The 13,775-nt window shown below is 53.3% G+C and carries 12 protein-coding genes; 7 read left to right on the top strand and 5 right to left on the bottom strand.

Features of this window, described 5'->3' with window-relative positions:
* Positions 1–344: 344 nt before the first annotated feature.
* On the bottom strand, positions 345–557 hold the full coding sequence (gene rpmE / locus Q399_RS21870; protein ID WP_084164192.1) for a 50S ribosomal protein L31: 213 nt from the start codon (positions 555–557) through the stop codon (positions 345–347).
* A 242-nt stretch (positions 558–799) separates the two neighbouring features.
* On the opposite strand from rpmE, the gene priA reads away from it, so the two are divergent.
* The 5 genes from priA (at position 800) to Q399_RS0107075 (ending at position 5,939) form a co-directional block, all read left to right on the top strand.
* Positions 800–2,968, top strand: a complete 2,169-nt coding sequence (gene priA / locus Q399_RS0107095; protein ID WP_031567170.1) for a primosomal protein N' — start codon at positions 800–802, stop codon at positions 2,966–2,968.
* Positions 2,969–3,069: 101 nt separating this feature from the next.
* The gene (locus Q399_RS0107090; protein ID WP_031567168.1) at positions 3,070–3,594 is read left to right on the top strand and encodes an SPOR domain-containing protein; all 525 of its coding nucleotides are present in this window, start codon (positions 3,070–3,072) and stop codon (positions 3,592–3,594) included.
* 80 nt (positions 3,595–3,674) lie between these two features.
* On the top strand, positions 3,675–4,196 hold the full coding sequence (gene hslV, locus Q399_RS0107085; protein ID WP_031567167.1) for an ATP-dependent protease subunit HslV: 522 nt from the start codon (positions 3,675–3,677) through the stop codon (positions 4,194–4,196).
* A 9-nt stretch (positions 4,197–4,205) separates the two neighbouring features.
* Positions 4,206–5,537, top strand: a complete 1,332-nt coding sequence (gene hslU, locus Q399_RS0107080) for an HslU--HslV peptidase ATPase subunit (protein WP_031567164.1) — start codon at positions 4,206–4,208, stop codon at positions 5,535–5,537.
* A 24-nt stretch (positions 5,538–5,561) separates the two neighbouring features.
* Complete coding sequence (locus Q399_RS0107075; RefSeq protein WP_031567161.1) at positions 5,562–5,939, top strand: gamma-butyrobetaine hydroxylase family protein; 378 nt, start codon at positions 5,562–5,564, stop codon at positions 5,937–5,939.
* A 21-nt stretch (positions 5,940–5,960) separates the two neighbouring features.
* Here the strand turns inward: Q399_RS0107075 and Q399_RS0107070 are convergent, their stop codons facing one another.
* The 3 genes from Q399_RS0107070 to Q399_RS0107060 all read right to left on the bottom strand — a co-directional run bounded on the left by Q399_RS0107070 (position 5,961) and on the right by Q399_RS0107060 (position 10,512).
* Complete coding sequence (locus tag Q399_RS0107070; protein WP_051685831.1) at positions 5,961–7,823, bottom strand: methyl-accepting chemotaxis protein; 1,863 nt, start codon at positions 7,821–7,823, stop codon at positions 5,961–5,963.
* An 85-nt stretch (positions 7,824–7,908) separates the two neighbouring features.
* Positions 7,909–8,433 (bottom strand): phosphatase PAP2 family protein, encoded by a 525-nt coding sequence (locus tag Q399_RS0107065; RefSeq protein WP_031567158.1) that lies wholly within the window; start codon positions 8,431–8,433, stop codon positions 7,909–7,911.
* A gap of 69 nt (positions 8,434–8,502) precedes the next feature.
* Entirely contained in the window at positions 8,503–10,512 is a 2,010-nt protein-coding gene (locus tag Q399_RS0107060; protein ID WP_031567155.1) for a putative bifunctional diguanylate cyclase/phosphodiesterase, read from the bottom strand.
* Positions 10,513–10,673: 161 nt separating this feature from the next.
* Between Q399_RS0107060 and rraA the strand changes: the two genes are divergently transcribed.
* A complete protein-coding gene (gene rraA, locus Q399_RS0107055) occupies positions 10,674–11,159 on the top strand; it encodes a ribonuclease E activity regulator RraA (RefSeq protein WP_031567153.1) in 486 nt (161 codons plus the stop codon).
* Complete coding sequence (locus tag Q399_RS0107050; protein ID WP_031567151.1) at positions 11,152–12,213, top strand: formimidoylglutamase; 1,062 nt, start codon at positions 11,152–11,154, stop codon at positions 12,211–12,213. Before rraA ends, Q399_RS0107050 begins: the two co-directional genes overlap by 8 nt.
* 7 nt (positions 12,214–12,220) lie before the next feature.
* Here the strand turns inward: Q399_RS0107050 and Q399_RS0107045 are convergent, their stop codons facing one another.
* A complete protein-coding gene (locus Q399_RS0107045; protein ID WP_051685830.1) occupies positions 12,221–13,750 on the bottom strand; it encodes a putative bifunctional diguanylate cyclase/phosphodiesterase in 1,530 nt (509 codons plus the stop codon).
* Positions 13,751–13,775 lie beyond the last annotated feature (25 nt).

Below are 13,775 nucleotides of genomic sequence, written 5' to 3'. Positions count from 1 at the left end.
GCGGCGGAAAATGTCTGTGCACTTTTTGGCCATCTGCGTTGTTATAACAAGTTTTGTCGCAGGTGCCAAGTGACAAAATCACAAGAGGTAAGACCAGTTTTCGCGATTTGCTTAAAGATGCAAAAAGCTGTCATGAAATGGCAGATAGTTGTGCAGACCGGCTGAATTTACATGCAATCCGGCAACAAATATCGAACTTAAGCAATTGATTCAAAATGAATTAAATAAAGAAAAAGTCGGGGGTGGATAAATAATCAGCAAACAGTTTATGCAACAGCATCCAGACAAACTGCAGGCACAAAAAAAGCACCCGAAGGTGCTTTTTTGCGTCAACGCAGTAGGGATTATTTTGCGCCCAGTACTGCGAAACGTTTTTTGAAGCGGTCAACGCGACCACCAACGTCCAGAACTTTTTGCTTACCAGTGTAGAACGGGTGGCAAGCTGAGCAAACGTCCAAGTGGATGTCTTTGCACAGAGCTGAACGGGTTTTGAATGAGTTACCGCAAGTACAGGTTGCAGTGATTTCTTTGTATTCCGGGTGGATACCTGGTTTCATGGCTTACCTCGTTAGGGCCGTATCGCTATCTGATCAGCTTACTGTCAGACACCATACGCATTTCAGTTAAATTAGGGCGCGTAGCTTAATAGATCTGCCTTGCCGGTTCAACTTTTTATTCCGATTTCGCAGAAAAAAGCAGCGGTTTAGTACCAACAGCAGCAACCAGCAAAAAAAGCATTGTGAGGGCAAAGTCAGTCTGGCTACACTTTGCCGCATTCAGCATCAGGACTATCAGCCTTTTGAGCCAAATCCGCGTCGCCTTACCTGTGCCTTTATATCAACATTTCGACTACCTGTTGCCAGAAGGTTTGCAGGTTCAGGTCGGTGTGCGGGTGCTGGTGCCTTTTGGTAAACGCGAACTGGTCGGCATTGTCTGGCAATTAAACCCACCGGATGCTTTCGCAGACAAACTGAAACCGATCAAGGCCGTGCTGGATCAACAGCCGCTATTTGGCGAAGCCATTCGCCAGCTGCTCAGTTTTGCCGCTGATTATTATCATCATCCACTGGGTGAAGTACTGGTCAGTGCCCTGCCCGCGCTGCTGCGTGAAGGCAAAGCCGTCCTCGCCGGTCATGGCCGGGTTTTGCAGCTGACAGAGCAAGGCCGGGCGCTGTCAGCATCAGAACTCAACCGTGCGCCACGCCAGCTGGCGTTGTGGCAACGCCTGCAACAATCAGCAATCCGCGACGATGATTTAAGCGGTGAAAGCACCACCATCAAAGCGATGCTCGACAAAGGCCTGGTCAGCTGGCAGACAGTGCCTTTTACAGCTTTTGTACCACAGCCTGACCGTCAACAGCCGTTGCAGCTCAATCCGGCGCAGGCGCTGGCCGTCAGTGCCATCAATCAGGCGGCCGGTAGCTTCAGCCGGTTTTTGCTCGAAGGCGTCACCGGCTCCGGCAAAACCGAAGTCTATCTGCAGGCAATCAGCCCGGTGCTGCAGCGTGGTGAACAAGTGCTGGTGCTGGTGCCGGAAATTGGCCTGACACCGCAAACGCTGGCGCGCTTTGCCAAAAGATTTGCGGTGCCGCTGCAGATCTGGCATTCCAATATGACCGATCAGGAACGTTTGCTCGCCTGGCAGCGCAGTGCCAGCGGCGATGCCGCCATTACCATCGGCACCCGCTCAGCGCTGTTTTTGCCTTTTGCCCGGCTGGGGTTGCTCATCATCGACGAAGAACACGATGCCTCGCTAAAACAGCAGGATGGTTTTCGCTACCATGCGCGCGACTTAGCAGTTAAACGCGCCGCGCTGGCAAAGTGCCCTATTGTATTGGGTTCTGCAACGCCAAGCCTCGAGTCTTTGTACAATGTACAAAAAGGGAAATTCGCCCATCTGCCGTTACCGGAGCGCGCTACCAGTCAGCAGGTACCGAAAATTGAACTGCTGGATTTAAAACAGCAGGTACTGAAACATGGCCTGGCTGATGGCACGCTGGCGCAAATCAAACAACGGCTGCAACGTGGCGAGCAGGTGATGTTGTTTTTAAACCGCCGCGGTTTTGCCCCGGCGCTGATCTGCCATGAATGCGGCTGGCTGACCGAGTGTCAGCGCTGTGCAGCCTTCACGACTTTCCACAAGCAAAGCCGCCAGCTGGTCTGCCATCATTGTGGCGCCTGCCGGCCTGTACCGCATCAGTGCGGTCATTGTGGCAGTACCCAGCTCGCGCCGGTCGGACAAGGTACTGAGCAACTGGAAGAACAGCTGCAGCAGCTTATTCCGGATTTCCCGGTGATCCGCCTGGATAGAGACAGCACACGGCGCAAAGGCAGCCTCGAAACGCTGCTGAGCGAAATTCAGCGTGGTGAGCCGGCCATTATTGTTGGCACCCAGATGCTGGCAAAAGGCCACCATTTTCCCAATGTCAGCCTGGTGGTGATTGTCGATGTCGACAGCGCTTTGTATTCCAGCGATTTTCGCGCCTCTGAACAATTAGCCCAGCTGCTGACCCAGGTCGCCGGCCGCGCTGGGCGCGGTGATATTGCCGGTACAGTGTTGCTGCAAACGCATTATCCGGGCCATCCGCTTTTGCAGGATGTCATTCAGAATGGCTACAGCTCTTTTGCCCGCAGCGCTTTGCTGGAACGTCAGCAAACCCGGCTGCCGCCGTATCAGCATCTGGCTTTGTTCAGAACTGAATCTTTTGATAGTCAGGACGGCGTGGCCTTTTTAAGCATTATCCAGCAACTGATTGCCACACACTGCCCCAAAGTGCAGTACCTCGGGCCATTAAAACCACCGCTGGAGCGTAAAGCCGGTAAATTCCGCTGGCAGTTACAGCTGTTTTGCCAGGACCGGCGCTTGTTGCATCAGGCGCTCGATCTGGCGCTGGAACAGAGCCGCAATCTGCCGCTGGCGCGTAAAATCAAATGGCAACTGGACGTGGATGCGCTCGATTTGAATTAAGCTTTGTCTGAATTGAGCAGCGAAGCGGCAAAATTCAGCCTTACTTTTTTGCCGCTAAATCCAGTACAATCACCGCACATCTATCGCCGTAAGAATTTGGCATGCCTCATCAAGATTATGTAAAAACGGCCCGGCCAGCACCGCGTCCAAAGAAAAAACCAAATGAAAAGAAGCCTCTGCCAGTTCTGCTGATCAGTGTGGTCAGCTTGTTGATCCTGGCCTTTGGCGCCTTTTTATGGCATATCTCCCACAGGCCCGGTGCAGAAGCTGCCGCTGCTGAAGCCAAAGCGGCCGTTGCAGAAACCGTGGTGAAAGACGAACTGCCACCAAAGCCGTCGAAAGAGCCATACACCTACATCAAAGAGCTGCAGACCAAAGAAATTCAGGTTGAGGCCGAACAACTGGCCGCCAAAGCGCCGGCCAACATGTATTGCGGCGCTTTTAAAGCGATGGAAGGCGCACAGCAGCTGAAAGCCAAAATGGCTTTTGCCGGTGTCAGTGCCGAGATCAAACAATCATCCGGCAAATACCGCGTGGTTTCCGGACCTTATGTCAGCAAACGTCAGGCGCAAAACGATAAAAACAAACTGCTGCAACAAAAAATAGCCAACTGCTGGATCCCATGAATTTTCGGTGCCGGCCGCGCGCTTGAAATGCGCTGCCGTGCCCACATATCTGCTTTATCTTCCCAACTAGAACATGCTTCATGACTACTATTGTTTCTGTGCGCCGTAACGGCGAAGTGGCACTGGGCGGTGACGGCCAGGTCACGCTGGGTAATACCGTAATGAAAGGCAACGCGAAAAAAGTGCGTCGCCTGTATCACGGTAAAGTACTGGCGGGTTTTGCCGGCGGTACTGCCGACGCTTTTACTTTATTTGAACGCTTTGAAGCCAAGCTGGAGCTCCACCAGGGCCATCTGATGCGCGCTGCGGTGGAACTTGCCAAAGACTGGCGCACCGACCGCATGCTGCGCAAGCTCGAAGCATTGCTGGCGGTTGCCGACGCCAACTGCTCCCTGATCATTACCGGTAACGGCGACGTGATCCAACCGGAGCAGGACCTGATCGCCATCGGTTCCGGCGGGCCTTTTGCTCAGGCCGCGGCCACGGCACTGTTAAATAACACCGAACTACCCGCCAGCGCTATTGTGGAAAAAGCTCTGACTATTGCCGGCGATATCTGCATTTACACCAATCATCACCACACGATTGAAGAATTGAAATAAGGTCCTGTTATGTCGGAAATGACTCCCCGCGAAATTGTCCATGAGCTGGACCGCCATATCATTGGCCAGCAAGGTGCCAAACGCGCTGTGGCTATCGCGTTGCGTAACCGCTGGCGCCGGATGCAACTCGACCCGTTGTTGCGCCAGGAAGTAACTCCGAAGAACATTCTGATGATTGGCCCGACCGGTGTTGGCAAAACCGAAATTGCCCGCCGGCTGGCCAAACTGGCCAATGCGCCTTTTATCAAAGTTGAAGCGACGAAGTTCACCGAAGTCGGTTATGTCGGCAAAGAAGTCGACAGCATCATCCGCGACCTGACCGACAGCGCCGTCAAAATGATCCGCGAGCAGGAAGTTGCACGCAACCGCTTCCGCGCTGAAGAAGCCGCAGAAGAGCGCATTCTGGATGTGCTGTTACCGCGCGCCCGCAACAACTGGGGCGAAGTGGAAAACAGCGACAACGACTCCAATACCCGGCAGATCTTCCGCAAAAAACTGCGCGAAGGCCAGCTCGACGACAAAGAAATCGAACTGGATTTATCGGCTGGCCCGCTTGGCGTAGAAATTATGGCGCCACCAGGCATGGAAGAAATGACGCAGCAACTGCAGTCGATGTTCCAGAACCTCGGCCAGGAAAAAACTAAAAAGCGCAAACTGAAAATCAAAGATGCGTTTAAGCAGCTGGTGGATGAAGAAGCCGCCAAACTGGTCAATCCTGAAGAGCTCAAAGCCAAAGCTTTAGAAGCGGTCGAGCAAAACGGTATTGTCTTCATCGACGAAATCGACAAAATCTGCAAACGTGGCGAAAGCAGCGGCCCGGATGTATCGCGCGAAGGTGTACAACGCGATTTGTTGCCGTTAATTGAAGGTTGTAGCGTCAATACCAAACACGGCATGGTCAAAACCGACCATATTCTGTTTATCGCCTCTGGCGCTTTCCAGCTGGCCAAACCGTCAGATTTAGTGCCGGAATTACAAGGCCGGCTGCCGATCCGGGTAGAATTGCAACCGCTGACTGCGGCGGACTTTGAACGTATTCTGACCGAACCTAAAGCATCTCTGACCGAACAGACGGTGGCGATGCTGGCGACTGAAGGTGTGCAGCTGAAATTCACCGAAGACGGCATCAAGCGCATCGCTAACGCCGCCTGGCAGGTGAACGAACGCACCGAAAATATCGGCGCACGACGGCTTTATACGGTGATGGAGCGGTTGCTGGAAGAAGTGTCGTTTGACGCTGCCGACCATCAGGGCCAGCAAGTGGTGGTAGACGCAGCTTACGTTGACAGTCATCTCGATGCACTGGTGCAGGACGAAGACTTAAGCCGGTTTATTCTGTAATTCAGCCCTTGATAAGGAATAGTGATGCATCAGGTCAGCAAACTGCATTATCACCGCAAGCAAAAAATGTTGGATGTGCTGTTTGCTGATGCTGTGTTGGCACAGTTCAGTGCCGAGTTTTTACGCGTGATGTCGCCATCGGCCGAAGTGCGCGGGCATGGCACGCCTGTGCTGGTGGCGAACAAACGCGATGTGGCGATCAGCCAGATTCTACCGGTCGGTCAGTACGCCGTGAAACTGGTGTTTGATGACGGTCACAATACCGGGTTGTACAGCTGGAGTTATCTGCGCCAACTGCATGAACAGCAAGACACCCTGTGGCAGGACTATCTGCAGCGGCTGAAAGCCGCCAATGCCGTGCGGGATGCCAGGCTGGACATTCGTTTTCACAGCGGCATTTAGCGCCGCTGTGAAAACCAGGCTTCAGGCTTTAAACTTATCGACAGTCTGATGTAACCGCGCGGCCTGCGCTGCAACTTCTTCGCTGATTTGTGCGTTATGTTCGGCGATTTTCAGCGATTGCTCAGAAATATCACGAATACGGATGACGTTTTTATTCACTTCTGCCGCCACGTGACTTTGCTCCTCTACTGCAGTCGCAATTTGCGTGGTCATTTCCATAATGTGCGTCACGTCGCCAGTGATAGCACTGAGCAGGCGGCTGGCCATGCCGGCCTGTTCGGCACCACTTTGGCCGCGTTCCCGGCATTGTTGCATGGAGCCGACAATCGCGCGGGTGCGGCCCTGTAAGCCGGAAATGATTTGTTCAATTTGCCGGGTCGACTCAGCTGTGCGCTGGGCGAGGCTGCGCACTTCATCGGCGACCACTGCAAAACCACGGCCCTGTTCACCGGCACGTGCGGCTTCAATGGCGGCATTTAACGCCAGTAAATTGGTTTGTTCGGCAATACCGCGAATGACGTCTATCACCGAGCCAATCGTGGTGCTGTCCTGCTCCAGCTCCGCCACCACATTAGCCGCCTGTTGTAGTTCGTCTGACAAAGCGCGGATACGGCTGACTGTTTGTTCCACTTCTTTCATGCCTGCTGCAGCATTTTGATTGGTCGCGTCCGCTTTATTGGCAGTGTTTTCGGTGTTGCCGGCAATTTCTTCAATGGTAGCGCCCATTTCAGTGACCGCCGTCGCCACCATGTCGCTTTCCATTTGTTGCTGTGCCATGCCACGGCTGGTTTCTGCTGTCGACTGCGCCAGTTCTGAGGTGGCAGTATCCAGCATTTCCAGCGCCTGGTTGACGTTTCGCACCAAATCCTGAAAGTCAGACAGCATCGCATTAAAGTCCTGCGCCAGCAGCGTCATTTCATCGCGGCCTTCGACCACCACACGCTGACGGAAATCATTGTCTTTACGGATCACACCGATTGTGCGGCAGACATTCTGAATGGGCTGCAAAATACTGCGGGAGGTCAGCAGCACCAGCACAATGACTATCGCCAGCACGATAAAAAATAACGTAAAGGCGAGATATTTGGCTGCGGTTGAGGCTTTCTCCAGTGCCACGTTGGCTTTTTCTGTCATCGCCTGCAAACTGGTTTCGGTTTCATGCACCGCTTTACGCATGTCGCCCATAATGCCCTGGTCATGCTTCAGGCCCATGGTCTGACTGCCTGTCACCAGATTGCGGTAGGCTTCGGCGTAGCTATCCGCCGCGCTGTGTAATCCGGGACTGGCATTCTGCCCGTCTAATAACGATTTAAAGCGGCTGAATTCAGCATTAAAACTGTCGAGGTACTTCAGGTCCGCGCGCAGCATAAAATCTTTTTCAGCGCGGCGAAGTTGCAACAAACTGACCAGCAGCCTGTCATTGTTGACCTGTTTGAATTCGGCTTCAAGTTGATGCGCTGCAGCGCGCAGCGCGCCATAAAGCCCAGACTGCGGGTCTAATCCGACCTGCTCTGCTGTTTTCACCAATGACTCGAATTTTTGCTGATACGAAGCAGTCTGCTGGCGGAAATTTTTTAATGAACTGGTATCAATGTCATGGGCGGCCAAATCCTGCTCCAACAGGTTAAGCCCCTGATTTAATTCCAGCATGGTTTTGTTGAATTTGTCCTGGTAGGAGATGTCTTTACGCATCAGAAAATCTTTTTCATGCCGGCGCAGCACCAGCACATCACGCTCTAACGCGGCAATCTCTACATTAATCGCCGCCAGGGCGGTAAATTGCATATTTTGGAAAATGAGCAGTAACAACATCACCAGCATGGCCGCTCCGACCACTAAACTGTTGACCATTAACCTGTTTTTAATCGACAAATTACGTAACATTCCCACCCTCCTGCTGGTGTGCTGACCAACATAAGCATAGGTAAGAAAATCTGGAGCGCAGGAAAATATAGATAAAATTTATTGCTTAACTGAGACTTAGGAGCGCCAGACCCACGCTGCAGCTACCGAGCAACATACCGGCCAAAATATCACCGGGGAAATGCACCCCCAACAGCACACGTGACAAACCAACCAGACAGCCCCACAGCAGGACTAATGGCAGCCAAAGCGGTGCAAGCACCGCGATGCAACTCACCAACACAAAAGCACCGGCGGTATGGCCGGACGGTAAACTGAAGCGATCAGAAGGTTCGATATGCGCCTGAAATTGCCCGGCCATAGCCACCGCTGGCCGCTGCCGGCGGAACAGGTTTTTCAACAACAGATAAGCTGGCAGTTCGATGGCAAAAGCTAAAGCCAGCAAAGTGACAAATTGCAGATCAGCATGCGTGCCACGCCAGTACAGGCCAGCTGCAAATAGAGCATACAAAGGGCCATCGGCCGTTTTTGATATCCAATAACTGTAGCGGCGTAAGCGGCCTTGTCCTAACCCTAAAAATAACCGGGCAAAACAGCGTTGATCCAGTTCAATCCAGCGTTGTCGGTACATGGCGCTCTCCGGTCACATCGGCCTGATATGACCAGCCTAATCAGCCATGATGACAGCGACATGACAGGATCAGAACGATAATTTCTGCTGCAACAAGGCCAGCGCGTCGGCTTCCGGCAAAGGTTTGGCAATCAGATACCCTTGGGCTGCATCGCAGGCCATGTGGCGCAACAGTAACAGCTGATTGGCATCTTCCACACCCTCGGCCAAGATCCGTTTGCCCAGGCCATGCGCCAGCGTAATCATGGTTTTGACAATCATCATGTCAGAATCGCTGCCCGCCATATCGATAATAAAACTGCGATCGATTTTAATTTTATCGATTGGCATGCGGCGTAAATAGCCTAATGACGAATAGCCGGTACCAAAATCGTCGATCGATACCCGGATGCCCATTTGCTGCAGCTCGGTGACGAAGTTACGGCCTTGTTCCATATCCCCCATCGCGGTATTTTCGGTGATTTCCAGTTCCAGCATGGTTGGCGGCACATCATATTGTTGCAGCAATTGCTGGATGCGCTGTTTCAGGCCAGCCTGCTCAAAGTGGATGGGCGACATATTCACGGCGACCGACAACAACACCTGCTGTTTACGCCAGCGTCCCAGCGTTTCCACTGCTTGTTCCAGCAGTTGCATATCCAGCTCGCGCATCAGGCCTATCTGCTCCATTTGCGGCAAAAACTGGCCCGGCATCACGATGCCACGCTCCGGATGATGCCACCGCACTAAAGCCTCAAAACCGTCAATCCGTTGCTCGCGGATATTCCACTGCGGCTGGTAATACAGCACAAATTGCTTTTGTTCTAACGCCAGTAGCAGCTCTTTCTCCAGCAACAATAAGCGGGCGGTCTCTTCTTCCATTCCCTGACTATATTGGATCCAGCGTTGTTGCTGTCGCTTGGCCTGGTGAAAGGCAATGTTGGCTTTTTGCAATAAGGATTCAGCACTGGCCGCATGATCCGGAAATTGCGCTACGCCGATAGTGGCGGTCAGTTTTAATAAACCGGAGTCAAAATTAAATGGTTTTTCAATCAGTTGTTCTATGTGGTGCAAACAGAACTGCCGCTGTTTATCGGTCAGAATGTCCTGCAATACTAAGGCAAAAATATCACCGCCGGTGCGCGCTACCAGACAGGGTTTCAGAATACTGGTTTCAAAACGGCGGGTGACTTCCCGCAAAATACGGTCGCCTTGTTTCAGTCCGACGGTTTCGTTAACCGTTTTAAAGCGGTCTAGTCCCAGCATCACCAACAGCAAAGGTTGTTGTGCCGGCTGCTGAATGAACCCGGACAATTGTTGCAGCAAGGCGTCCCGGTTCAGCGCGCCGGTGAGCTGGTCATGCGAATCCAGATAACGGGTTTTTGCCGTCAGCTGCTGGTTAGTGCTGCGCTCATCATCCTGCAGCCAGACCACCAGCCCCAATCCCAGCATGGTCTGGAAGAACAATTCCAGATGTTTGCCCACCAGCAAGACCCGTAGGAACAATTGCCCTTCACCGAGCCAGCCTGACAACAATGCCAGCACAATCAGCAAGATGCCCCACAACAGAATCGAGATTGCGACCAGTCTGCCAATAAAAATCCGATGCGGCAGCGCAAACAGCCAAACGCCGGACACCGCCAACGCTGCACCGATAAATAACAAACGCAGATTGAGCTGAACCACAGTTTTCCACAGCGAAGGCCCGTCCTGAAATAAAAACAACGCCACCGAAACCGCCGCCAACGCAGCCACCAATAACAACAGCTGATTGACCAGCCGGCTGGAGATCCGCTCAGAACTGATCGCTTCGCGCACGCCCACCAGCACATAAATGGCAAAGGCATAACTGGCAAACAGATAACCAAACTCCAGGCTAACCAGCACCGGATAAAGCGGCCCGGTTGCAGGATTTATTGCCACATGACAGGCCAGTAACAGTAAATAAGCAGCAAAACAGCCAAAAGCAACAGACCAGGATTTCAGATAATGCCGCTGATAAATTCGAAAGAAATACCACAGAATAAAGCTCAGCGCGCAGGACAAACCAGCCTGGATCAGGAACAACGAAATACGGGCCAGCGTCAGTTCAAGGCTCAAAGGGACAAACCAGAGACGAGATATGTAAGCAAAAACTAACACAGCTGAAATGGTTTTGCACTGCTGTTGCCGGCATAATTGCGCGCGGCCAACAAGCTTGAGCTTGAAGACAATAGGGTTATACTGTCCCCTAACCAATTGATCCAAAGGCGGGAATTACCATGCAATACAATACCTCTGAATTATGTGATCTGTATGCCGACATGATTGATGTGGTTGAACCGATTTTCGCCAATTATGGCGGCCGCCGTTCCTTTGGTGGCGTGATCCACACGATTAAGTGTTTTGAAGACAACGGGCTGGTCCGCCAGATGCTGTCTGAACCCGGTGTGGGTAAAGTGCTGTTGATCGACGGCGGCGGCTCAGCGCGCCGGGCTCTGATTGATGCCGAGCTCGCGGCGCTGGCGTCAGAAAATGGCTGGGAAGGCATTGTCTGTTACGGCAGTGTGCGCGATGTCGATACACTGGAAGATTTTGATTTGGGCATTCAGGCGGTCAACGCCATCCCGGTACGCGCCGATGACCAGGGGTTTGGCGAAACCGATGTGCCGGTCAATTTTGCTGGTGTTACTTTCCTGCCGGAAGACCATATCTACGCCGACAGCACCGGAATTATCCTGTCTGCGGAGCCACTAGACATTGAATAACTGGTTACAACGGCTGCAGAGCGCTGATCTGGCCACCTGGCAGCAACATCGCGCCGGTGAAGTGCGGCTCGGTGCCGCACTGCATTATCTGAATCCGCTGTTACCGCTGGACGATGCGCTGGTGGGAGCTTTCCAGCAGGGCTGCCGCTTTGCGCTGCTCGGTATCCCGGAAGACATAGGCCCGCGGGCCAATCTCGGTAATGGTGGCGCCGATCTCGGTTTTAATGCGTTTTTAAGCCGGTTTATCAATCTGCAGGAGAATCCGTTTGCTGCCGCCGGCAAATTACTGTTAGCCGGCAACATCCGCTGCGATGACTTGCAGCAACACTCTGCGCTGTTGGATAACGCAGATCCGGATCAGCTGACGCAACTACGGCAACTCTGCAGTGAGCTCGACCAGCGGGTGTATAGCGTCGTGCGTACCATCTTTGACGCCGGACTGACGCCTATTGTCATCGGCGGTGGCCATAACAATGCCCTGCCGATTATACAGGCACTGGCCAGTCACGCCGGCCAGGCGGCCGATGCCATCAATCTCGACCCGCACTGCGATTTCCGCCTGCTGGAAGGCCGGCACAGCGGCAACGGCTTCAGCTACGCTGCGAAAGCCGGCTGGTTGCGCAAGTATTTTGTGCTGGGGTTACATGAACTAAAAAACTCCGCCACGGCCTTGCAGCAATTGGCAGCGGCCGGCGCCGGCTATTGCAGCTATCAGCGCATCTGGCAACGCCGCCAATTGACGCTGGCACAGGCTATCACTCAAGCCATTGATTTTGTTGGTACCGATGAAAGCGTCCCGCTGGGAATTGAACTGGACACCGACAGCATCAGTGGTATGCCGGTTAGTGCCTATACCAATTGCGGTGTGTCAGTGGCCGATGCCGAGTATTATGTCTGGCAATTGGCGCAGTTAGCGCGGGTGCGTTACCTGCATCTGGCAGAAGCTGCCCCGGCGCAGCATCCGGCCGGCCTGAAAGCCGGAATGAATGAAGCGGGTCAGGTGTTGTCAGCGCTGGTTCTGGCGTTCATTCAGGCCAGAGCTGCCCTGCATTGACCAGTGCTCAGCCCGCAGGCTGATTAAACTGATGTTGCCGCATCCAGGCCGGCAATCCAGCCAGAGCAAACGGCTGGCTGAATAAAAAACCCTGAGCGCGGATGCAGCCCATCCGCGTTAATTTTTCCGCCGTAGGCTGCTCTTCAACCCCTTCAGCCACCACATCCAGCCGCAGATTTTTTGCCAGATCAATAATAGCGCCGGTGATAGCGACCTGAGCATCTGACTTATGCATACCACTGATAAACTGCGCATCGATTTTGACCTGTTGTAGCGGAAATTCGCGCAGCATGCCAAGTGAGGTATAACCGGTACCAAAATCGTCAAGTACCAGAACCAGCCCCAATGCCCGTAGCCGTTGCAGCATCGGCAGCACCGCCTGTGGCTCTGTCATCAGCGCTTCTTCTTTTAATTCCAGGATCAGCTGACTGGGTTTGACCTGATGCTTTGCCAGCAACTGCTGAATATGTTCGGCCAGTTCAATCTGCAATAAATCGCTGCTGCTGATATTAACTGCCAACTGCAGCACAATGCCTTCTTTTTGCAGCGTCGCCAGCATCTTGATCGTCTGCTGCAGCACCCAACAGGTCAGCGGAAACATCAACCCCATTCGTTCCGCCAGCGGAATAAACTGCTTCGGCGCCAGCAAACCTCGCACCGGATGCGCCCAGCGCAACAACACTTCCGCCGCGACCACCTGCCGGTCGGGCAACAACACTTGCGGCTGCACATCCAGCTGCAACTGCTGCGAAGCGATAGCTTGCTGCAGCTCTGCCATCATTGCCAGTTTGTCCGGCGTGGTCGCGGACATCTCATCTTGATACAGCGGCGAGTCCGCAGCGCTTTTCAGCCTCTGCTGCAGCGCCAGATGGGCCTTTTCCACCAGCTCAGAGAAATCCTGACCATGTTGCGGATACAAACTGATGCCAGACAAGATGCGATAATCGACAGCACAGCCACGTAATAGCAGCGGTTCGGCAATTTGTTGTTCCAGCTGATGTGCCAGATAGCCGGCCTGATGCTGTTTACCTTGCTGATCAACCAGTAACAGGAAATCGACACCGCCAAGGTGAGCAACAAAAGCATCTGTACTACTGAGCGGCAGGATGCCCTGATGGGTTGCGGCGGCCTGATTCAGCCGCCGGGCGATTTGACTCAGCACTAAATTGGCGTGGCTGTAACCAAGCAATTGGTTCACCCGTTCAAACTGGTCGATTTTCACCAACACCAGCGCCAGCTGCGCCTGAGGCCGACTGGTAATAAAGGTCAGAAAATCCTGTTTTACCAACCACTTATTTGGCAAGCCGCTGATGTCATCGTGTAATAAATGAAAAGGCGGCTGAGAAGCCGTAACTGTAGGTTGTGGGCGGCGGGCTCGCCACCATAATATAGTGGTGAAAACGCACAGCAGCGACAAACCGATAAACCCGGCGAAGACCCACCAGGGCAATGTATTGGCCTGAGTCGCAGAAGCGGCGGGCACAGCAGCAGCGGACACGGCGTAAAACAACGCGACAACAACCAAACTCCAACGCATAGATCCAGTACCTGAGGCGTGCGTA

It is taken from the genome of Rheinheimera texasensis DSM 17496, from assembly GCF_000711985.1.
GTDB lineage: Bacteria > Pseudomonadota > Gammaproteobacteria > Enterobacterales > Alteromonadaceae > Pararheinheimera > Pararheinheimera texasensis.
This window is presented reverse-complemented; position numbering and strand designations above follow the sequence as displayed.